13 protein-coding genes, 1 tRNA gene and 3 rRNA genes are annotated in these 19894 nt (G+C 64.8%); 5 read left to right on the top strand and 12 right to left on the bottom strand.

Annotated features, from left to right (window positions below; translation table 11 throughout):
* Window positions 1–4: 4 nt before the first annotated feature.
* Both queA and A176_RS10615 read right to left on the bottom strand, forming a co-directional pair.
* Window positions 5–1093 carry a tRNA preQ1(34) S-adenosylmethionine ribosyltransferase-isomerase QueA gene (gene queA / locus A176_RS10620; protein ID WP_002636760.1) on the bottom strand — a complete coding sequence of 363 codons (1089 nt, stop codon included), beginning with the start codon at window positions 1091–1093 and terminating at the stop codon, window positions 5–7.
* Between the two features lie 61 nt (window positions 1094–1154).
* Window positions 1155–2261: a SpoIID/LytB domain-containing protein gene (locus A176_RS10615; RefSeq protein ID WP_002636761.1), complete on the bottom strand. Its 1107-nt coding sequence runs from the start codon at window positions 2259–2261 to the stop codon at window positions 1155–1157.
* Window positions 2262–2333: 72 nt separating this feature from the next.
* On the opposite strand from A176_RS10615, the gene A176_RS10610 reads away from it, so the two are divergent.
* From A176_RS10610 to A176_RS10600, 3 genes are all read left to right on the top strand, one after another.
* A complete protein-coding gene (locus A176_RS10610; RefSeq protein WP_226994276.1) occupies window positions 2334–2894 on the top strand; it encodes a hypothetical protein in 561 nt (186 codons plus the stop codon).
* A gap of 66 nt (window positions 2895–2960) precedes the next feature.
* The gene (locus tag A176_RS10605; protein WP_002636763.1) at window positions 2961–3293 is read left to right on the top strand and encodes a hypothetical protein; all 333 of its coding nucleotides are present in this window, start codon (window positions 2961–2963) and stop codon (window positions 3291–3293) included.
* Between the two features lie 81 nt (window positions 3294–3374).
* The gene (locus A176_RS10600; protein ID WP_002636764.1) at window positions 3375–3860 is read left to right on the top strand and encodes a hypothetical protein; all 486 of its coding nucleotides are present in this window, start codon (window positions 3375–3377) and stop codon (window positions 3858–3860) included.
* Window positions 3861–3896: 36 nt separating this feature from the next.
* On the opposite strand, the gene A176_RS10595 is transcribed toward A176_RS10600, so the two are convergent.
* The 3 genes from A176_RS10595 to A176_RS10585 form a co-directional block, all read right to left on the bottom strand.
* Complete coding sequence (locus A176_RS10595; RefSeq protein ID WP_044890820.1) at window positions 3897–5141, bottom strand: KamA family radical SAM protein; 1245 nt, start codon at window positions 5139–5141, stop codon at window positions 3897–3899.
* Window positions 5141–6511, bottom strand: coding sequence for a KamA family radical SAM protein (locus A176_RS10590; protein ID WP_002636766.1), 1371 nt, complete (start codon window positions 6509–6511; stop codon window positions 5141–5143). Before A176_RS10590 ends, A176_RS10595 begins: the two co-directional genes overlap by 1 nt.
* 100 nt (window positions 6512–6611) lie before the next feature.
* Window positions 6612–9422: a protein kinase domain-containing protein gene (locus tag A176_RS10585; RefSeq protein ID WP_002636767.1), complete on the bottom strand. Its 2811-nt coding sequence runs from the start codon at window positions 9420–9422 to the stop codon at window positions 6612–6614.
* A gap of 876 nt (window positions 9423–10298) precedes the next feature.
* On the opposite strand from A176_RS10585, the gene A176_RS10580 reads away from it, so the two are divergent.
* Window positions 10299–10508, top strand: a complete 210-nt coding sequence (locus tag A176_RS10580; protein ID WP_021781537.1) for a hypothetical protein — start codon at window positions 10299–10301, stop codon at window positions 10506–10508.
* A gap of 70 nt (window positions 10509–10578) precedes the next feature.
* On the opposite strand, the gene rrf is transcribed toward A176_RS10580, so the two are convergent.
* From rrf to A176_RS10550, 6 genes are all read right to left on the bottom strand, one after another.
* Window positions 10579–10695, bottom strand: a 5S ribosomal RNA gene (rrf, locus tag A176_RS10575).
* 160 nt (window positions 10696–10855) lie between these two features.
* Window positions 10856–13818, bottom strand: a 23S ribosomal RNA gene (locus A176_RS10570).
* A 332-nt stretch (window positions 13819–14150) separates the two neighbouring features.
* Window positions 14151–14227: transfer RNA gene (locus tag A176_RS10565), tRNA-Ile, on the bottom strand.
* A 211-nt stretch (window positions 14228–14438) separates the two neighbouring features.
* Window positions 14439–15976 (bottom strand): 16S ribosomal RNA (locus A176_RS10560).
* Together the 16S, 23S and 5S rRNA genes with 1 tRNA gene alongside form the textbook arrangement of a ribosomal RNA operon.
* 1055 nt (window positions 15977–17031) lie before the next feature.
* Window positions 17032–17655, bottom strand: coding sequence for a guanylate kinase (gmk, locus tag A176_RS10555; protein ID WP_002639961.1), 624 nt, complete (start codon window positions 17653–17655; stop codon window positions 17032–17034).
* On the bottom strand, window positions 17652–18530 hold the full coding sequence (locus tag A176_RS10550; protein ID WP_044890862.1) for a YicC/YloC family endoribonuclease: 879 nt from the start codon (window positions 18528–18530) through the stop codon (window positions 17652–17654). Before A176_RS10550 ends, gmk begins: the two co-directional genes overlap by 4 nt.
* Before the next feature lie 84 nt (window positions 18531–18614).
* Here A176_RS10550 and A176_RS10545 point away from each other — a divergent pair, with 84 nt between their 5' ends.
* Window positions 18615–19706 (top strand): glycosyltransferase family 9 protein, encoded by a 1092-nt coding sequence (locus A176_RS10545; RefSeq protein WP_002639959.1) that lies wholly within the window; start codon window positions 18615–18617, stop codon window positions 19704–19706.
* A gap of 18 nt (window positions 19707–19724) precedes the next feature.
* Here the strand turns inward: A176_RS10545 and A176_RS37895 are convergent, their stop codons facing one another.
* A complete protein-coding gene (locus tag A176_RS37895; protein WP_144429724.1) occupies window positions 19725–19886 on the bottom strand; it encodes a Trm112 family protein in 162 nt (53 codons plus the stop codon).
* Window positions 19887–19894: the final 8 nt, after the last annotated feature.

Genomic DNA, 19894 nt, shown 5'->3' with positions numbered 1-19894 from the left:
GCGTTCACTCCGACACCAGCATGGCGTCGCCGTAACTGAAGAACCGGTAGCCCTCGCGGACCGCTTCCGCGTAGGCCTCCAGGGTGCGCTCCCGTCCGAGCAGCGCGCTCACCAGCACCACCAGCGTCGACTTCGGCAGGTGGAAGTTGGTGAGCAGCACGTCCACCTGGCGGAAGGCGAAGCCGGGACGGATGAAGAGGGTCGTCTCCCCGGGCCCCTCGCGCAGCCGGCCCGTCTCCGGGTCGGTGGCGGACTCCAGGGTGCGCACCACGGTGGTGCCCACCGCCACCACGCGCCGGCCATCCGCCTTGGCCGCGTTGACGGCCTTCGCGGTGGACTCCGGCACGGTGTAGCGCTCCGGGTGCATGTGGTGCCGGTCCAGGTCGTCCTCGCGCACTGGCAGGAAGGTGCCCGGCCCCACGTCCAGCGTCACCAGCGCCCGGTGCACGCCGCGCGCTTCCAACGCGGCCAGCACGTCCTGGGTGAAGTGCAGGCCCGCGGTGGGCGCGGCCACGGCGCCGGAGGCCCGCGCGTACACCGTCTGGTAGCGCTCGGCGTCCGCGGCGTCCGGCTCGCGGGTGATGTAGGGCGGCAGCGGCAGGCGCCCGGCCTCGTCGAGCAGCGCCGCCAGCGACGTACCCTTCGGCGCGTGGAACCGCACGCGGTACTCCCCGCCCCCGAGCGCCTCCTGGATTTCGCCCTCCAGGCCCCCGGCGAACGTCACGCGCTGCGCGGGCTTGAGCCCCTTGGAGGCCTGGCCCAGGCAAATCCAGTCCAGCGACTCGGGTGCATCTCCCAGCGCCGCCGAGGTCAGCGTGTGCTGCGCGGCGGGCCGGACGACGAGCAGCTCCACCCGGCCCCCGGTGCCCGCCTTCTGCCCCAGCAGGCGCGCGGGGATGACGCGCGCGTCGTTGAGGACGAGCACGTCTCCGGGGCGCAGCAGCTCCTGCAGGTCGGAGAAGCGGCGGTGCGACCAGGCGCCGCTGGAGCGGCTGAGGGTCATCAAGCGCGACGCGTCCCGCTCGGCCAGGGGTGCCTGGGCGATCTGGGATTCGGGCAGCGCGAAGTCGTAGTCAGAGAGGCGGGACGACACGGGGGTGGCGCTTGTAGCAGCCCCCACGCCGTCGCGGAAAGCGCGCCGGACACAGGAGGCGTCAGTAGAGTTGCTGCAGCTCGGCCCCGGGGTAGTAGTGGGAGAGAATCTCCCGGTACTCCCGGCCCTTGTCGGCGAGCGCCTTGGCGCCCCACTGACACAGGCCCGCTCCGTGGCCATATCCGCGCCCGGTGAACACGTAACCGCGGTCGGTGCGTTCCAGGTCGAAGTCCAGGCTCTTGAGGCGCGTGTAGCCGAGCTTGCGGCGCAGCTCCACCCCGTCCATCGACGCGCCATCCCCCAGCGTGACGCGGGTCACCCGGTTCGTCCGCGTGCGGGCGGCCACCTTCAGGCCCTGCGCCGGGTGGCGGAGCGCCGCCTTGATGTCCGCGTCGGAGAGCGTCGCCGTCCAGCGGCTGGCGGGCAGCTTGCCGCAAGGGCAGTCGACGGGCCGCAGGTACGGGAGGCTCCGCTGCAGGGCGTCGAACCCCGACTCCGTCCGTCCTCCGCACGAGGCATGGAAGTAGGCTTCGATGGGCGCCAGCTCGTAGGTGAGCACCTGCCCCCGGGTGGCATCCACCGCGGCGCGGGTGCGCGGGTCCTCGCGGTTGACGCCGCCGTACACCTGGTGGAGCACGCTGCTGCCCAGGTGGAAGTCATTGCTGTAGGCGTCCAGCTTCTTCTGGAGCGCGTAGGTGCGGGCCGCCACGGCCTGGGCCTTGAGCGCCTCCGCGGGAAAGGAGACGGGCATCTCGCTGCCCAGCACGGCGGCGAGGTAGTCCTCGAGCGGAATGACGTTGATGAGCTGGAGGCTGTTGCGGTGGTGCGCGCGCACCACCACGTCCCCGCGAACCTGCGCCGCGCCCGCCTTGAGCGGCTCGGTGCCAGGCGCCGCGGAGTCGTTCGACACACCCGCGCGGAAGCGGACCGAGTCCCCTTCCACCAGCGTGCCGTTGACCTCCAACCGTTCGCCCTTGCGGCGGATGAGGGCCTGTCCGGACGCGATGGGGGTGAAGTCCGCGTCTTCACTGTCCGGACCGGACGCGAGCCCCTTGCCGCTGACCCGCACCTCACTGCCCGTGTCCTCGATGGCGATGCGCAGGGTCTCCACGGCGGACGCCCCCAGCGGCGCCAGCAGGAGCAGGACGAGTGCAACAGGTCGCAACATGGCCGGGAAGTCTAGAGGGGCACGCGAGCGCCACAAGAAAACGTCCCGCGGATGGGCGAGGATGGCACACCCGTGACGTCACCTCCGCGCTCCGACACCCTGGGCCAATCCGCCTCCGCCGCCATCACCGTGCTGCGTGAACTGGAGCCCCGCCCCTCCGCGATGCTCGTCCACCGGCTGGTGGAAGGCTGGACGCCGGGGGCCTGCGCGACGCACTACGGCATCTCGCCCGAGGCCTTCTCCGTGCTCCTCCTGCGCGCGGGCATGCTCCTGGCCCGCCAGTGGGGGCGCGCCCTCCAGGAGCCCTCGAACGAGGACGAGGAGGCCGCATGGGCGCGGATGCTCACCAAGGCCCTGGAACGCCAGGACGTCAAGCTCCCCCCCGCGTTGGTCCCGGTGGTGGAGGCGTGCCGCGAGCTCCAGGCGATGGCGCCCCAGGTGGCCAAGGGGCTCGACGCCGCCGAGCGCGCGGCCCGTGAATCGCCGCAACACCGCCGCGAGGAATGGCTGAGACGGCTCGCGGTGGCCGCGCTGGCGGCGTTGACGCTCTGGCTGCACCTGTCGAACTCCGGAAAAGAGTCCACCTCCCCGCGCCAACGTCCACCGGTTCACACGGGCCCGGCGCGCCCCTGAGCCCGGCGCAGGAACCGTCGGGCCGCGGCTGGACGCCGGTGGTCGCGCACGCCTAAGTCGGAGGCCATGCCCACCTTCCCTGCCCTCTTGCGGATGCTCGTGGCCTGCGCCGTGCTCGCGGGCTGCGCGAAGAGCGTGGACACACGCGTGGCCGGCAGTGATGACGCGGCCATGGATGCCCTGTCGACGCGGCTCGAGGAGCTTCGGGTCCGCGATACGGGAGCGGACGCGTCATGCGCGGACCGCTGCACCCTGGCGACGCGCACCTGTGAGCTGGCCGAGGAGCTGTGCGCGCTCGTGGACCGCCACGCCGACCGCGCTGACTTGCCGCCACGCTGCACGCAGGGACGGGAGCAGTGCTCCAGCGCTCGGGACGGCTGCGCGCGCTGTGCGGGTTGACGGTCATGCGTCCGATGCACACAGGCAGCCTCCGTGATTAGATGGGTCGGATTTTCACTGTTTCGAACGAGGTCTTCCGCCATGTCCCCCCGCCCTGCCCTGCTCGTGGTCGCCTCGTGGCTCGTCCTCCCGGGACTGGCCTTCGCCGACCTGACGCCCGAAAAGGTGGCGGAAATCCGCCGTGACGAGGCGCAGGCCCTGTCGAAGGTCAGCGAGGAGTACGGCAACCGCAAGCCCTCGGAGATGAGCACCGAGGAGCGCCGGGAGGCCGTGGGCAAGGAGCGCGAAGCCTCCGCCGCCGTGTTGGAGAAGCACGGCGTTTCGGCCAAGGACTACGCCCGCTTCGAGGCGCGGATGTCGCCGGCGGACAACGCGCGCGCGAAGGCGGAGGAGCAGCGGTTGGCGGACGCCGCCAAGGCCGCGAAGCAGGCCCCGCCGCCGGCGCAGGAAGAAGTCCACATCCAGCAGGGCTTCAGCGACAAGGACCCGGTGGAGCTGGAGGCCACGGAAGGTGCCGACCCGACGGTCGAAGTGGGCATCCCCGCGGAGAACATCCCCGTCGAGTAGCCCGCGCGGCGAGGGGCCCGATGAGGCCCCTTTCGCTCAGCCCTTCCGGTATCCGTACTGAAGGGCCCGCTCCTGCCAGACCCCTTCGTAGGGGCAGGCGCAGTCCGTCTCCTCGGGCTCTGGATACGCGTAGCGTTCGCCCTTGTAGTTGCGGAACACCGTCTCCTGCTGGCCGTACTCGACGACGTAGTCCGGCTGGAGCGTCACCTTCCCGCCGCCGCCGGGCAGGTCCACCGCGAGGTGCGGCACCGCGAGCCCCGTGGTGTGCCCCCGAAGCTGCTGGATGATTTCCAGGCCCTTGGCGATGGGCGTGCGCAGGTGCTCACAACCCTCCGCCACGTCCATCTGGTGCAGGTAGTACGGCCGCACGCGGGTGCGCAGCAGCAGGTGTGACAGCTCCTTGATGATGCGCGCGTCGGAGTTGAGCTGCCGCATCAACACGGCCTGGTTCTCCACCGGGACCCCGTGGTCCACCAGGCGCTCACAGGCCTCGCGGGCCTCCGGCGTCACTTCCTTCGGATGATTGAAGTGCGTGACGACGAAGACAGGGGCGTACCGCCGGAGCGTCTTCGCCAGGGAATCCGTGACGCGCATGGGCAGACACACGGGCACGCGGGTGCCAATGCGAATCATCTCCACGTGCGGAATCTCGCTGAGCGGAGCGAGTATCTCCTCCAGCCGCGAGTCACTCAGCATGAAGGGGTCACCCCCTGAGATGAGGACGTCCCGAACCTCGGGGTGACGCCGGACGTAGTCCACGCCGCGCCGGATCTGCTCCTTAGAGAGCTCGGCCACGCCGCCCTGGGTGATGCGCCGCCGCGTGCAGTGACGGCAATAGACAGAGCACGTATCCAGCGCGAGGAAGAGCACCCGGTCCGGATACTTGTGGACGATGCACTCCTCGGGGCGCGTCTTGTCCTCCCCCAGCGGGTCGGAGAGCTCCCCGGGGCGGACGCGTGCCTCGGCCCGGACGGGGATGGACTGCATGCGCACCGGGCAGAACGGATGCTCCGGGTCGATGAGTGACAGGTAGTACGGGCTGATGCCGATGCGGAACAGCGAGGACGTCTCCTGGACGCCCGCGCGCTCGTCGGCGGACAACGGAACGTAGCGCTCGAGCTGCTCCAGCCCGCGCACCGCGTTCCGCTGCTGCCAACGCCAATCCGACCACTCCGCGTCGGTGGCGTTGGGGAACAACCGCTTGCGCCCTTCGGCGCTGAGCGAACCACGAGACGTCGCCGGCTCCGGCGGGAGGACCGCCGGAACCACTGAGGTATCCATTACGCTGCCTTCTGCTGCTCCCGCCACCATGCCTGGCCAGCCTCGGGGAGCTGGTCGATGGGATCGAAGTATTCGTACTTCCGGCTGAGCGCTTCCGCATCGTTCATTTCAATGCCGGTGCGGTAGTTCTTGGTCCAGTACGAGATGCCGCGCTCGCGGTCGTACTCCGCCACCTGGTGCACCCAGCGCTTCCCGACGAAAGGCACGTCACAGACGATGCGCGGCGTGGCGAAGCCCGGCATGTAGCCCATGATGTCGTGCTGCAGCTTCTGCGCTTGCGCGACCGACAGCCGCCAGTGCTCGCTGTTGGGGATCATGTCGCACATGTAGAAGTAGTACGGCAGGATCTTCGCGTGATCGAGCAGCGTGAAGCACAGGTCCAGCAGGGCCTGCGGGCTGTCATTCACGCCGCGCAGCAACACGCCCTGGTTGCGCACGTCGCGGAAGCCCATGTCGAGCAGCTTGCGCGCCGCCTTGCCCACCAACGGCGTGAGCTGCTGGGCGTGATTGACGTGCGTGTGCATCGCCAGGTCCACGCCGCGCTCAATGGCCTTCTTCGCCAGCCGGTCCAGGCCCTGGAGCACCGAGTCCTGGAGGAAGTGCTGCGGAATGGCCATCAGGCCCTTGCTGGCCAGACGGATGTCCCGGATGTTCGGGATGTCCATCAGCGCGCTGACGAAGGGCTCCAGTTGCTGGATGGGCAGGTTGGCGATGTCGCCACCCGACACCACCACGTCGCGCACCGTCGGCGTCTTGCGCAGGTACTCCAGCATCTGCGCGTAGCGGTCCTTCGGACCGATTCCGAACTTGTGCTTGCTGACCTGGGGCACGTCATTGCCCACCAGGTCCATGCGCGTACAGTGCCCGCAGTACTGCGGACAGGTCGGCAACATCTCCGCCAGGACCTTGGTGGGATAGCGGTGCGTGAGCCCCTCCACCACCCACATGTCCTGCTCGTGAAGACTGTCGCGGCTGGCCTTCGGGTGGTTGGTCCACTCCGTCAGGCGGTCGTCGAACGCGGGGAGCATGTAGCGACGAACCGGGTCGCGCCACAGGTCCTCCAGGTTCATCGTGTTGAGCATCTGCGGCGGCACGAGCACGGACATGGTCGCCCGGTCGCGCTGGTCACGCTCGATGCTCTCCGCCAGGTCGTCGGGGAGCAGCGCTCCCAACGTGGCCTTGAGCTCCTTGAGGTTCTTGACGGTGTGCTTCCGCTGCCAGACGGAGTTCTCCCAGTCGGCGGCGGACACGTCCTTGTAGCCAGGAATCCGTCTCCAGTCGGGCTCGATGAACTCCCGACGGAGGGGATACGAAAAAGGCTGCTCTGCGGGGCCAGCCTCAGGCTTGGCCCGGATGGGCGTGGATTGCATGACGCTTCACCTCTTTGTTACTGCGCGCGGGCGAGGCGTCATAGCGCGCCAATGCCCCACTTCGGTCAACAATCGAAGAGGGCATCGGATGCCCGCTTTCTCACTCGATAGGAACGTTGACCAGCTTCGCGACGCCGGCCTCCGTGACGTCCACCACCACCGGCTTGGTCGACTTGCCGTTGAGCTTGAAGGAAATCTTCCGCTTGCCCACCGGTAGCATCAACGGACTGCCAAGCGTCACCGGCGTCTGGCGATTCGTCTTCTTCCCATCGACATAGATATCCGCGCCGGCCGGCTTTGTGCTGCAAGCGAACTTGCCCATGACCTTGGGGGCCTTCGGCGGCTTGGGGGCGGCGGGCGGCGGCTTGGGCGCCGCTGGCGGCTTGGGTTGCTGCGGTGCATCAGCAACCACGGGCTCCGGCTCCTTGGTCATCGCGAACTCGACCGTGAGCTGCGGGCTGCTGCCATCCGCCTTGAACTCGCCCGCGTACGGCTTGTAGCCCGCGAGCTTCGCGGTGAACTTGTACGTCTTGCCCACCTCGAGGTTCGCCATCCGCGCGTCAGGAATGCGGCCCAGGCGCTCGCCATCCACGGCGATCTCCGCGCCCTTCTCGCCATCGAACACGGCGGCGACCTGAACGGGCGCCGGGTCCGGATCCGTGGCGGGCGGAGGGTTCGTGTCGGTCCCACGGGGCTCGTCCGGCGTAGGCGTGTCCGTGGGAGTCTCCGGAGGCGGCGTCTCGGTCGTCCCAGCGGCAATGACGATGCCGGTGTTCTGAGGCTGCGTCGGGGGCGGCTGAACCGGCGGCGCCGCTGGCTTGCCAGCCGCGAGCGGCAACGAGACGACGATCCGGCTTCCCGCGACGACGTCCACCGTCTTGGCGGCGTCCTGCTGTCCCGGCGCGCTCGCGGTGACCCGGTACTGGCCCGCGGGGAGCGAGAGCAGCGTGTTGATCTGGACGTCCTGCCCGTTCACCTGGATGCGCGCCTCGGGATTGGACGGAGACACCATGAAGGTGACCTCGCCCACCGAGGGCTTGCTGAACATCACCACGCCCACGACGAGCAGGAGCACGATGCCCACGGCGGCGGCGAACAGCACCGGCTTGGGCAAGGTCTTGAGGTTGAGCGCGGGCTTCCCCTTCGAGGGGACCTTCGTCTTCGCCTTCGCCTTCGCTGGCACCGCGGCCTTCGCGGGAGGCTCCGCGTCCTCGGGCGGCAGCGGGACCGAGCCGGTGACCTCCTCCTCCGGCTCATCCATGTCGTCGGGGTGAGGCGCGTCCTCACCGTAGTCATCGTGCTCGTCGTACGCGGCGCCGCTGTCCTCTTCGGGCGGCTCCTCGTAGTCGGAGGGGTCTTCGGCCTCGACGCCGCGCTTCGAGCCGCTGCCACGGCCCGACGGCGCCGGGCGACTGCCCGTTTCCTCGTCCAGCGAAGGCGACGAGCCGCGCGAACGCGACGGCGGAGCCGTCGGCGCGGGACCGATCATCGTGGCGCCGGAGTAGGCCTCGCCGTCTTCATTTCCGATGACGACCTGGGCCTTCGGGCCGCTCTTGCCCTTGCGGGAGGACGTATCCGGCGCGGGCGCGCGGGCATGCTTCAAGGGGGCGGACGGGCCGCCCTCGTGCATGGGGTTCTCCGTGCGGCCGGTGATGCTGTCATCCACGACGACGCTGCTGTCTGCCACCCGGGTCTCCGGGGACATGAACGTCTGCGTGGAGTCGACAATCTGGGTCTTGTCGCCCGCGCCGACGCCCATCTCCTCGAGCTCCTCGGCGGTGGGAGGCGGGATGTAGTCCTGGGCGGGCTGCGCGGGCGAGGTCGAGGCCCGGCCCGCGGGGGTTCCCGTCACGACCACCGCGGGAGGCGGAGCTCGCCGCGACGCCTGACGGTTGAGGCCGGGCGCCACGGTGACGTTGGAGGTCTCCAGTTGATCAGGGCGCTCGATCCCCGCGTAGCGCTCCATCTTCTCCGCCTCGCGGAGCATGTCCTCGGCGAAGGCCTCCTTCATGTACGAAGAGAGGTGCTTCGACGAGTAGATGGCATCCCCGGCCAGGAGGAACCGCATCAGGTCCTCGGCCATGTCGGACGCCCACTGGTAGCGGTCCTCGGGCTCACGGGTGAGCGCCTTGAGAACCACCTTCTCCAGGCCCTGCGGAATGCTCGGGTTGAACTCGCTGGGGAGCGGAACGTCGGCGTTGCGCACCTTCTCCAGCGTGGAGAAGTCGGACTCGCCGACGAAGAGCTTCTCGCCGGTGAGCATTTCGTACAGCAGCACGCCCACGGCGAAGATGTCGCTGCGCCGGTCAATGGGCATGCCCCGGACCTGCTCCGGGCTCATGTAGCCGAACTTCCCCTTGAGGATGCCGGCTTGCGTCTTCTGCGAGCGGTTCGCCGCCTTGGCGATACCGAAGTCGATGACTTTGACCTCGCCCTCATAGGAAATGAGGATGTTCTGAGGCGACACGTCGCGGTGGATGATGTGGAGATCCTGGCCGCGGGCGTCCTTCTTGCGGTGCGCGTAGTCCAGGCCGTCGCAGATCTTGGAGGCGATGAACACCGCCTGCGCGGTGGGCATGATCTCCTTGCGACGCCGGTAGCGCTCCAACATCGTCCGCACGTCGCGGCCGGCCACGTACTCCATGGCGATGAAGTAGGTGTCGTCGTGCTTCCCGAGTTCGTTGATGTGCACGACGTTGGCGTGGTTCAGCTGAACGCTGATCCGCGCCTCGTCGATGAACATCGTGATGAACTCTTCATCCTCCGCCATGGTGGGGAGGATCTTCTTGATGGCCAGGATTCGCTCGAAGCCCTCGACGCCGAAGGCCTTCGCGATGAACACCTCCGCCATGCCGCCGACGTTGATGCGCTCGAGGAGCAGGTACTTCCCAAAGAGGGTCGGCTTCTTCATCTCGTGGAGCGGCCCGGCACCGGGAGGCGCGCACCGCGACAGGCGGTGCGCAGACCGGGCGGAAACCCTGACTCTATTCGCAGCGCCAACGGCGAGTCAAACACGCACAGTGGCCTGAAAGCTGAACGAATCCAGGAGCTTGAGCCCTCCAAGGGCCCTCCATCGTTCGCCACCGAAGCGTCAAAATCCACGACGCGTGGCGGCAGCCTCCAGGGGCGGCACATCGACGGGCAGCATGCAAGCGCAGAAGTAGGTAGATGTCGCCCTCGGCGATGGTTGGGCGCCCCGTTTGGCCGCCTGCGATCGCACGAACGTCGCGCCGGAGCAGGTGGACACCGATGCCTCCGCGCGTGGACCGGGAGCGGGCCGCAGCGGGTGGAAACAGAACGGCAGCAATGATCACCGCTCTCAGCAGATGCCCCTGCCCCGCCGCATGTGATGCCCAGGGTGCTCGCGCTTGTGGTGGGCTTGGCGGACGTCACCTGCAGCGAGTTGGCCCCACCGCCACACGGCGCGGGCCGCGCCCCCAAGCTCATCCGTGGTTCAGGTAACTGCGCGGCCTCAAGAAGCCCAGTCGGCTGGCCCGCGATTTCGCAGGCCCAAGTGAACGCTGCGGCTTCGGGAGCCGCGTGTCTCCCAGCGAGGGAACCCTGCGGATCCCAGGCCGAAAGCTTCATTGGGACCGACTCGATCCAGGAGTTCCAGACAGCCCACCAGAACTCAGCCGCATCCATCGCCCCGCCCCACGCTGTCGCGCGCGGAGCTCTGCACGGTGCTTCGACGAACCCGGGAGCGCTGTCTCTTGTCGTGGGCCAGGCCGAGACTTGTCCCCTCGGCGCTGAGGGGACTGGCTTCACCAGGGCCGCGGTGCACGGCATGCGGCTGCGCCACTTCCTGCTGTGGGACGGGCTGGCGTTGTGCCTGAGCGTGCCGGTGGTGGTGGGGCTGGGCTACGCCTTCTCGCACAGCGTGGACGCGGTGGCGAAAGGGGCGGCGCACGCCGAGCACCTGCTGCTGCTGGCGGCGGTGCTGGCCGCGGCGGTCTACGTGGGCGTGCGCTGGCTGCGCGGACGGCGCCAACGCTGAGACAGCCCCAAGGCCCCAAAAAGGAAAACCCCTGGTGTCCACGAGGGACACCAGGGGTTTCTCAAAAAGAATCCGGCAGCGACCTACTCTCCCGCGCGGTTTCCCGCGAAGTACCATCGGCTCTGGAGGGCTTAACTTCCGTGTTCGGGATGGGAACGGGTGGGACCCCTCCGACATAGCCACCGGAAAACAAGCGACAGTGCATACAAAGGGTAAGTTTCGAATTTCTACTAAGCGAAGTCTCGCTGTGCGTAGGTACGTCTTCCAGGCGAGTGCGCGTCGCACTCGAGCCTCGGCCTTGGCCCCGAGTCCCTTACTCCCCTTGAGGGGGCATGCAAGAGAATGGGGAAAGTAAGCCTCACGACCAATTAGTACCGGTTAGCTGAACGTGTTACCACGCTTACACACCCGGCCTATCAACGTCGTAGTCTTCGACGGGTCTTCAGGGGCTTGCGCCCGGGATACCTGGTCTTGAGGTCGGTTTCCCGCTTAGATGCTTTCAGCGGTTATCCAATCGGCACATGGCTACCCAGCGATGCCTCTGGCGAGACAACTGGTACACCAGCGGTGCCTCCAACCCGGTCCTCTCGTACTAAGGTCAGAGCCTCTCAAGTATCCTACGCCCACAGCAGATAGGGACCAAACTGTCTCACGACGTTTTGAACCCAGCTCGCGTACCGCTTTAATTGGCGAACAGCCAAACCCTTGGGACCTGCTCCAGCCCCAGGATGCGATGAGCCGACATCGAGGTGCCAAACCTCCCCGTCGATGTGAACTCTTGGGGGAGATAAGCCTGTTATCCCCGGAGTACCTTTTATCCGTTGAGCGATGGCCCTTCCATTCAGGACCACCGGATCACTATGACCTGCTTTCGCACCTGCTCGACGTGTCCGTCTCGCAGTCAAGCTCCCTTATGCCATTGCACTCGACGCCCGGTTTCCAATCGGGCTGAGGGAACCATCGCGCGCCTCCGTTACTTTTTGGGAGGCGACCGCCCCAGTCAAACTACCCACCAGACAGTGTCCCAATCCCGGCTGACGGGACATGGTTAGACACCAGAAATCAACAGGGTGGTATTTCACCGTTGCCTCCACCGAACCTAGCGGCCCGGCTTCAAAGGCTCCCACCTATCCTACACAGTCAATCCCTAGTGTCACTGTCAAGTTATAGTAAAGGTTCACGGGGTCTTTCCGTCTTGCTGCGGGTAAACTGCATCGGCACAGCTATTTCAATTTCGCTGAGTCCCTCTCCGAGACAGCGCGGAAGTCGTTACTCCATTCGTGCAGGTCGGAACTTACCCGACAAGGAATTTCGCTACCTTAGGACCGTTATAGTTACGGCCGCCGTTTACTGGGGCTTCGGATCATCGCTTCACCTTGCGGCTGACGAATCCCCTTAACCTTCCAGCACCGGGCAGGAGTCAGACCCTATACGTCGGCTTGTCGCCTTCGCAGAGTCCTGTGTTTTTGGTAAACAGTCGCTACCGCCATTTCTCTGCAACCTCTCTCAGCTTCGGCTGTACGCCTACACCTACCAGAGGCCCACCTTCTTCCGAAGTTACGGTGGAAATTTGCCTAGTTCCTTGGAGGAGAGTTCTCTCAAGCGCCTTAGGATTTTCTCCTCGCCCACCTGTGTCGGTTTACGGTACGGACACCCTGTAAGCTCCCTACGGGACTTTTCTTGGAAGCAGAGCATCAGCGACTTACCCCTTACGGGGCGCCATGGAGTCTCGGGGATAGCTGCCGCGCCTTTATTCGTACGCGACACCCCTACACCTTTAGACTGACACAACCACCGGTCAGCTCGCCTAGCTTTCTCCGTCCTCCCTTAGTTCAACGCTCACAAGATGGTGCAGGAATATTAACCCGCTTTCCATCACCTACGCCTTTCGGCCTCGGCTTAGGTTCCGACTAACCCTGGGAAGATTAACTTGACCCAGGAAACCTTGGGCTTACGGCGAGGGGGTTTCTCACCCCCTTTATCGCTACTCATTTCGGCATCAGCACTCCCAGTCGCTCCAGCCGCCTTTTCAGTCGACCTTCGCTGCAACTGGGACGCTCCCCTACCGCCACACGCTTTACGTGTGACCCGAAGCTTCGGCACTAGTCTTGAGCCCCGTTACATTTTCGGCGCGGCCTGTCTTGACCAGTGAGCTATTACGCTTTCTTTAAAGGATGGCTGCTTCTAAGCCAACCTCCTGGTTGTCAATGACCTGCCACATCCTTTCTAGTGTTCACTTAGACTAGATTTGGGGGCCTTAGCTGTCGGTCTGGGTTATTCCCCTCTTGCCAATGGACGTTATCACCCACTGACTGCGTCCCGGGATAACAATTGCCGGCATTCGGAGTTTGGTACGGTTTGGTAATCTGGTGAGACCCCTAGCCGTTCCAGTGCTCTACCTCCGGCATTGAATTGCCCGAGCCGATACCTAAATATCTTTCGGGGAGAACCAGCTATCACGGAGTTTGATTGGCCTTTCACCCCTACACACAGCTCATCCCAGAAATTTTCAACTTTCACGGGTTCGGTCCTCCATGCGGTGTTACCCGCACTTCAACCTGGCCATGTGTAGATCACCCCGCTTCGGGTTATAATACACGCAACTCTTCGCCCTATTCGGACTCGCTTTCGCTACGGCTCCACCTAACGGCTTAGCCTCGCTACGTATATTAAGTCGCCGAATCATGATGCAAAAGGTACGCTCTCGCACTGGGTTGCCCCGTAGTGCTCGAACTGCTTGTAGACATGCGGTTTCAGGTTCTTTTGACTCCCCTCACCGGGGTTCTTTTCACCTTTCCCTCGCGGTACTTGTTCACTATCGGTCGCCAAGGAGTATTTAGCCTTACCGGATGGTCCCGGCTGATTCAGGCAGGATTGCACGTGTCCCGCCCTACTTGGGTAACCCACTCAGCTCCAACCCGCTTTCGCGTACGCGACTATCACGCTCTTTGGTGCCCCTTTCCAGGAGCTTCCGCTAGCAAGTCAAAGTCCTACCGTGGACCCTCTACCCCGACGCCACTTTCGTGGTTTCGGTTTGGGCTTCTCCCATTTCGCTCGCCACTACTTTGGGAATCACTCATTGTTTTCTCTTCCTCAGGGTACTGAGATGTTTCACTTCCCCTGGTTAGCTCCATTCCACCTATGTATTCAGTGGAAGGTAACACCGCTATTCGCAGTGCTGGGTTTCCCCATTCGGACATCCCCGGATCAACGCTCGGTTGACAGCTCCCCGGGGCTTTTCGCAGCCACCCGCGTCCTTCATCGCCTCTTGGCACCTAGGCATCCACCGCACGCCCTTAGTAGCTTACTTGCCCTAATCTCTTGTTTCACGCCCGCCTCCCGGCGGATTGTCGAAACTCGAAACCAAGGCCCAGACTCCTGCTCTTCGCAGCAAGCCTGGAAGACTTCTTATTTACCTACGCTTGATTGAGCCCTGACTTGCTTCCCCTCACCTTCGCCTCTCGGCGTTGGCGGGTACTTTGTCAGGGCTTCTGTGAGAACTTCTCTCAGCAGAAATTGAACTTACCCTTCGTATGCACTTGTCAAAGAACGCTCTCTAGACTTCAGAGAAACTTTTGGAATCGCTGGGGCCCGACAGCCTGCCAGTGCGCGTCACCGCTTTCCTCCTCTCAAGGGAGGAAATGGTGGGCCTAGGTGGACTTGAACCACCGACCTCGCGCTTATCAGGCGCGCGCTCTAGCCAGCTGAGCTATAGGCCCAGGGGGCTACCGCGTCGGCAAACCCTACAGCGTCCTTCATTCTCAAAGAGCCGAGTCAAAGACTCAGTCCTTCAAAACCAAACAGCAAGCCCTAAGTTTTCAGCTAGATTGTTATTCGGAAACGTTGACCTGGTTGACCTGACGCGACTCGAAGAGTCGCTGGCATCGCCTACTGCGTCCAAAGACGCTGTCCGATGCCCGGTCTCCTTAGAAAGGAGGTGATCCAGCCGCAGGTTCCCCTACGGCTACCTTGTTACGACTTCACCCCAGTTACCGACCACTCCTTGGGCACCTCTTGGTGAGATGACTTCTGGAGCAATCGACTCCCATGGTGTGACGGGCGGTGTGTACAAGGCCCGGGAACGTATTCACCGCAGCGTGCTGATCTGCGATTACTAGCGATTCCGCCTTCATGGAGTCGAGTTGCAGACTCCAATCTGAACTGAGACCGGTTTTATGCGATTAGCTCCCCCTCGCGGGTTGGCAACGCTCTGTACCGGCCATTGTAGCACGTGTGTAGCCCTGGTCATAAAGGCCATGAGGACTTGACGTCATCCCCACCTTCCTCCGGTTTAACACCGGCAGTCCCTCTAGAGATCCACTTGCGTGGCAACTAAAGGCGAGGGTTGCGCTCGTTGCGGGACTTAACCCAACATCTCACGACACGAGCTGACGACAGCCATGCAGCACCTGTCTCTCAGTTCCCTTGCGGGCACTCCCTCATCTCTGAAGGATTCTGAGGATGTCAAGACCAGGTAAGGTTCTGCGCGTTGCGTCGAATTAAACCACATGCTCCACCGCTTGTGCGGGCCCCCGTCAATTCCTTTGAGTTTTAGTCTTGCGACCGTACTTCCCAGGCGGAGAACTTAATGCGTTAGCTTCGGCACCGCGGGGGTCAACTCCCACGACACCTAGTTCTCATCGTTTACGGCGTGGACTACCAGGGTATCTAATCCTGTTTGCTCCCCACGCTTTCGCGTCTCAGCGTCAGTTACCGTCCAGGTGGCCGCCTTCGCCACCGGTGTTCCTCCCCATATCTACGAATTTCACCTCTACTTGGGGAATTCCGCCACCCTCTCCGGCACTCAAGCACGACAGTTTCGGGCGCACTTCCTCAGTTGAGCTGAGGGCTTTCACACCCGACTTGTCACGCCGCCTACACGCGCTTTACGCCCAATAATTCCGAACAACGCTTGCACCCTCTGTATTACCGCGGCTGCTGGCACAGAGTTAGCCGGTGCTTCTTCTCCCGATACCGTCAAGCCGTTGGATGTTAGCCAACGGGTTTTCTTCTCGGTCGAAAGTGCTTTACAATCCAAAGACCTTCATCACACACGCGGCGTTGCTGCGTCAGGCTTTCGCCCATTGCGCAAAATTCCCCACTGCTGCCTCCCGTAGGAGTCTGGACCGTGTCTCAGTTCCAGTGTGGCTGATCGTCCTCTCAGACCAGCTACCCGTCGTCGCCTTGGTGGGCCATTACCCCGCCAACTAGCTGATGGGCCGCGGACTCATCTGGTTGTGATAGCTTGTATACAGAGGCCACCTTTTCCCTCAGTCTCCGAAGAAACCGTGGGCTTATCCGGTATTAGCCAATCTTTCGACTGGTTATCCCGAGCATCCAGGCAGATTATCCACGTGTTACGCACCCGTGCGCCGCTCTACTAAGGGTTGCCCCTATTCGCGCTCGACTTGCATGTGTTAGGCACGCCGCCAGCGTTCGTTCTGAGCCAGGATCAAACTCTCCAATTGAATTTTTGAAGAATTGAACCGGCGTCAGTCTCAGGCCCGGCTAAGGAACCTGAAACTCGCTGATTCGTTACAGTGCTGCCGGCTGCGCTTCGCAGCGCGACCTGGCTGGCACCGTCTTAAGAAATTGACTGCGGTTTCCGCAATCTAGCTTCTTCTTGGGCTTGCTATTTGGTTTTCAAAGACCGAGTCGCTTGTACTTCCCGCGACTTCTTGCTACCGTTTTCTTCGTTGCTGCCTCGCCGTCTTTTCGTCCGGCGGGGCGTCAGCTTCTATTTCAGTCCGGCGTCTTCTGTCAAGCTGCTTCTTTTTCACCGTCCTGCTGGCTTCCCGAAGTCCTCAGCGCCGCCCAGTGGCTTCCGCTGTTTTCTTCTGGAGGGGCGCGGCTTCTACCGCTTCGCCGCCCGCCCTGTCAACCGCTGCTTCTCGTTGACTCCCTCGACTCGTCCGCCCTTTCTTCCGGGCTTCTTCGTCGGGGGCGCGGCTTCTACCACCACCGCGTTTCCTATCAACTCGCTGCGTTGACCGCCGTATTCCGTATTTTCGTCCTGCATCTCGCTCGAAGTGCCTTCCACGCCAGTGCGTGGGCTTCTTCGCGAGGGGCGCGGCTTCTATCACCGCGCTTCCTGCTGACCGCCTGGAGCGTCGCGCTCCCGACTGTCGACCGATCTACCACCGCTCCATCTCCCATTGAGATGGCTCCCACTCCCCTACCCACCGCCCGCTGGCTCACTGCCCTTTCGGCCGACCGTCATGCGGATCACTGGAAGTTTCGACCTCGTGGTCGCGAACTCTTCCAGGATCCCCGAGCCAGGCGAGGCCTCTTCGGACAGCGAGAGACACTCGGGCATGGCCCGTGGTCATATTCGATTCAAATCAGAGAACCGAGGGCCTCATCGCGCTGATTCCCCACCCATTTCGGGCGGACTGCGTGAGGCCCAGCCCCGTTCCGGTGGGCGCCTGTATGACGCCCGCGCAACGTGGCGAGGTGGATCGCTTATCCACCAAGAGATCAGGCAGCGCAAGAAGTTTGATTTCGAGCACTTCTCGCGCGGCCCTCAGACGCCGAGGCCCAGCTTCGACACGTCGACCCGGCCCCGCCGGCACCGCTCCGCCACCACGACCGAGCGAAGCTCGCTGTAGGCGCGCTCCAGGTCGTCATTGACGACCACGTAGTCGTAGGAAGCGATCCCTCGCTCCATTTCGGAACGGGCGGCCAGCATGCGGCGCCGGATCGTCTCATCCGAGTCCGTCTGCCGAGCCCGAAGGCGCCGCTCGAGCTCATCCATGGAGGGAGGCAGCACGAAGATGGTCACCGCATCCGAGTGCTTGCGCTTGATGGCCTGCCCGCCCTGAACGTCGATGTCGAAGATGGCCACGCTCTTCCGGGAGCGGGCCTCATCCACTACCGACTGGGGGCTTCCGTAGAAGTGGCCATGGACGTCCGCCCACTCGACGAACTCGCCGCGCTCGATCTTCGACTGGAAGGTCGCGACATCGACGAAGTTGTAGTCCACCCCATCGCGCTCCTTCCCCCGGGGTCGCCGGGTGGTGACGCTGATGGAGAAGACGGATTCCGGCGTCTCCTTGATGAGCCGGTGCGCGAGGGTGGTCTTCCCCGCCCCAGAGGGCGCGGAGAGGACGAGCAACAAACCCGGTGGGAGCACGATATTCGCGTTCATTCGATGTTCTGCACCTGTTCGCGGATGCGCTCGACCTCGGCCTTCATCGAGACCACGCGCACGGAGATTTCCGCGTGCTGGCTCTTGGAACCGGTCGTGTTCACCTCGCGGTGCATCTCCTGCACGAGGAAATCCATTCGGCGGCCCGTGGGCTCCGTGCTGGCCATGAGGACCCGGAACTGCTCCAGGTGGCTCGCCAGGCGCGTCACCTCTTCGGCGATGTCCGTGCGCTCGGCGAAGAGCGCCACTTCCTGGGCCAGCCGCTGCGGATCCACCGCGACGCCACTGGCCAGTTCGGCGATCCGGTCCGTCAGGCGCTGCTGGTACTCCTGCACGGCCTTGGGCGCGAGCTTCGCCACGTCCTGGCTCCACCCCTCCAGGAGCTTCATGCGCGCATCGAGGTCCGCGTAGATGGCCTCGCCTTCGACGCCGCGCATCTTCTCCAGCGCCGTGAGGGCCTGCTCCAGCGCGGCCTGCAGCGCCTGGGACGCGGACTCCAGGTCGACGCCCTTCTCCTCCAGACGGACGACGCCCGGCTGGTTCGCCACCTGGGACCAGGCGATGTCGGTCGAGAGGCCCAGTTCGCTGGCCAGCTCGCGGAACGCCCGCACGTACTCGCGCGCCAGTCCCAGGTCCACCGTGGGGACCGTCCCCGAGGCGGTGGGCGCCTGCCGCTTCACCAGGAGCTCCACGGAGCCCCGGGCGAGCCGGTCCTTCACCTGCTTGGTCACCCCCGGCTCCAACGACGCCATCTCTCGGGGGAGGCGTGCCTTCACCTCACAGAACTTGTGGTTGAGGGAGCGCAGCTCGACGGAGACTTCCTCGTCCCCCACCCGCGCGCGGCCCGCGCCAAACCCGGTCATGCTCTTCAACATTGGGCGGTTGCTAGGGGCTTTCCGGTCCGAGGTCAAGCCGCGCGCTTGCACAGCCCATAGTTCTGTGTAGGGTCCCGCCGCGAGATGTCCTGGCACAAGCGGCTCGAGTTGTGGGCGAAGCTGGCACTGGCGCTCGTGGCGTCCGCCCTCCTGTGGCGCCCGGGTCGTCGACGTGCCGCGGGCACCCGTCTCCCTGTTCCTCGCAAGGTCTTGCTGGTTCGGCCCGACAACCGGGTGGGCGAGGCACTCCTCACCACCCCGCTCATGCGGACCCTCAAGGCGCACCTGCATCCCGCGCCCGAGGTGCATGTCCTCGTACATGCCAAGGTCGCTCGCGTCCTGACCGGGCATCCCGATGCGGACGTCGTCATTCCCTTTGACCGACGCCGAATCTGGATGGGGCCGCTGGCACCCGGTATCGCCGCGCTGCGGCGCGCCCAGTACGACGTGGTGGTCGACTGCGCCAACTGGGAGTCCCCTTCCGTCACGAGCGCGCTCGTGTCCCGGCTCGCCGGGCCGAAGGCCGTGGTCATCGGGCCGGACCTCTGGCCTGTATCGCGCCTGCATTCCCTACCCGTCCCCTCGCTGACGGAGACCCGGAACGAGGCCATCCAGCGGACGCACCTGCTGACCCCGCTCACGCAGGGGGCCGTGGCGAGGGGACTGTCGTTCCGGGAGCCCGCGGTGGGCCCGGCCATCCGCGCGTATCTGGATGCGAATGCCGGCAAGCGCCTCGCCGTCATCAATCCCGGTGGACGCCTGGGGCCGCGGCGCATTCCGCCCATGGCCTTCGCGGCCGCCGCACGTGCACTCGTGGAACAAGGCCGCACTCCGATTGTCACCTGGGGCCCCGGTGAAGAGGCCCTCGCGCGCAGCGTGGTGGACGCAGCCCCTGGCTCGGAGTTCGCCCCCGCGACCAACCTTGATGAACTGGCGGCGCTGATGCGCGCGGCCGGCCTCACGGTCTGCAACAACACCGGCCCCATGCACCTCTCCGTCGCCGCGGGAGCGCCGACGCTGGCCTTCTTCCTCCGGATGGACATGGAGCGCTGGGGCCACGCCTACGCCCCCCACCGGATGGTGGACCTCACCTCGCTGGTGGATGGAGCGGGGGGCCAGGCCCTCGAGGAACGCGCCGCGGACGAGGCCCGTGCGTTCGCATTGAACCTGGCGTGACCTCCGAAGCCGGGGGCCTCACGCTCCGGTCAACGGCGTCACGGCCACCGCACGCTCCGGCGTCAGTCTGGGGATGCCGTCCTCCACGGGCCAGCTCAGCCCACAGCGTGGACAGGCGACTTGCGCTCCCATCTCATCGAGCGCCCCCTTGCAGTGAGGACACCCCAGGACGTCCAACACCACCGGAG

Origin of the sequence: Myxococcus hansupus, from assembly GCF_000280925.3 — a bacterium.
GTDB lineage: Bacteria > Myxococcota > Myxococcia > Myxococcales > Myxococcaceae > Myxococcus > Myxococcus hansupus.
This window is presented reverse-complemented; position numbering and strand designations above follow the sequence as displayed.

Bases quoted from the DNA above. Each gene is read 5' to 3' on its own strand.
- A176_RS10615 (WP_002636761.1), bottom strand. From the start codon at position 2,261: ATGTTGCGACCTGTTGCACTCGTCCTGCTCCTGCTGGCGCCGCTGGGG.
- A176_RS10605 (WP_002636763.1), top strand. From the start codon at position 2,961: ATGCCCACCTTCCCTGCCCTCTTGCGGATGCTCGTGGCCTGCGCCGTG.
- A176_RS10600 (WP_002636764.1), top strand. From the start codon at position 3,375: ATGTCCCCCCGCCCTGCCCTGCTCGTGGTCGCCTCGTGGCTCGTCCTC.
- A176_RS10595 (WP_044890820.1), bottom strand. From the start codon at position 5,141: ATGGATACCTCAGTGGTTCCGGCGGTCCTCCCGCCGGAGCCGGCGACG.
- A176_RS10590 (WP_002636766.1), bottom strand. From the start codon at position 6,511: ATGCAATCCACGCCCATCCGGGCCAAGCCTGAGGCTGGCCCCGCAGAG.
- A176_RS10585 (WP_002636767.1), bottom strand. From the start codon at position 9,422: ATGAAGAAGCCGACCCTCTTTGGGAAGTACCTGCTCCTCGAGCGCATC.
- A176_RS10580 (WP_021781537.1), top strand. From the start codon at position 10,299: ATGCGGCTGCGCCACTTCCTGCTGTGGGACGGGCTGGCGTTGTGCCTG.
- gmk (WP_002639961.1), bottom strand. From the start codon at position 17,655: ATGAACGCGAATATCGTGCTCCCACCGGGTTTGTTGCTCGTCCTCTCC.
- A176_RS10550 (WP_044890862.1), bottom strand. From the start codon at position 18,530: ATGTTGAAGAGCATGACCGGGTTTGGCGCGGGCCGCGCGCGGGTGGGG.
- A176_RS10545 (WP_002639959.1), top strand. From the start codon at position 18,615: ATGTCCTGGCACAAGCGGCTCGAGTTGTGGGCGAAGCTGGCACTGGCG.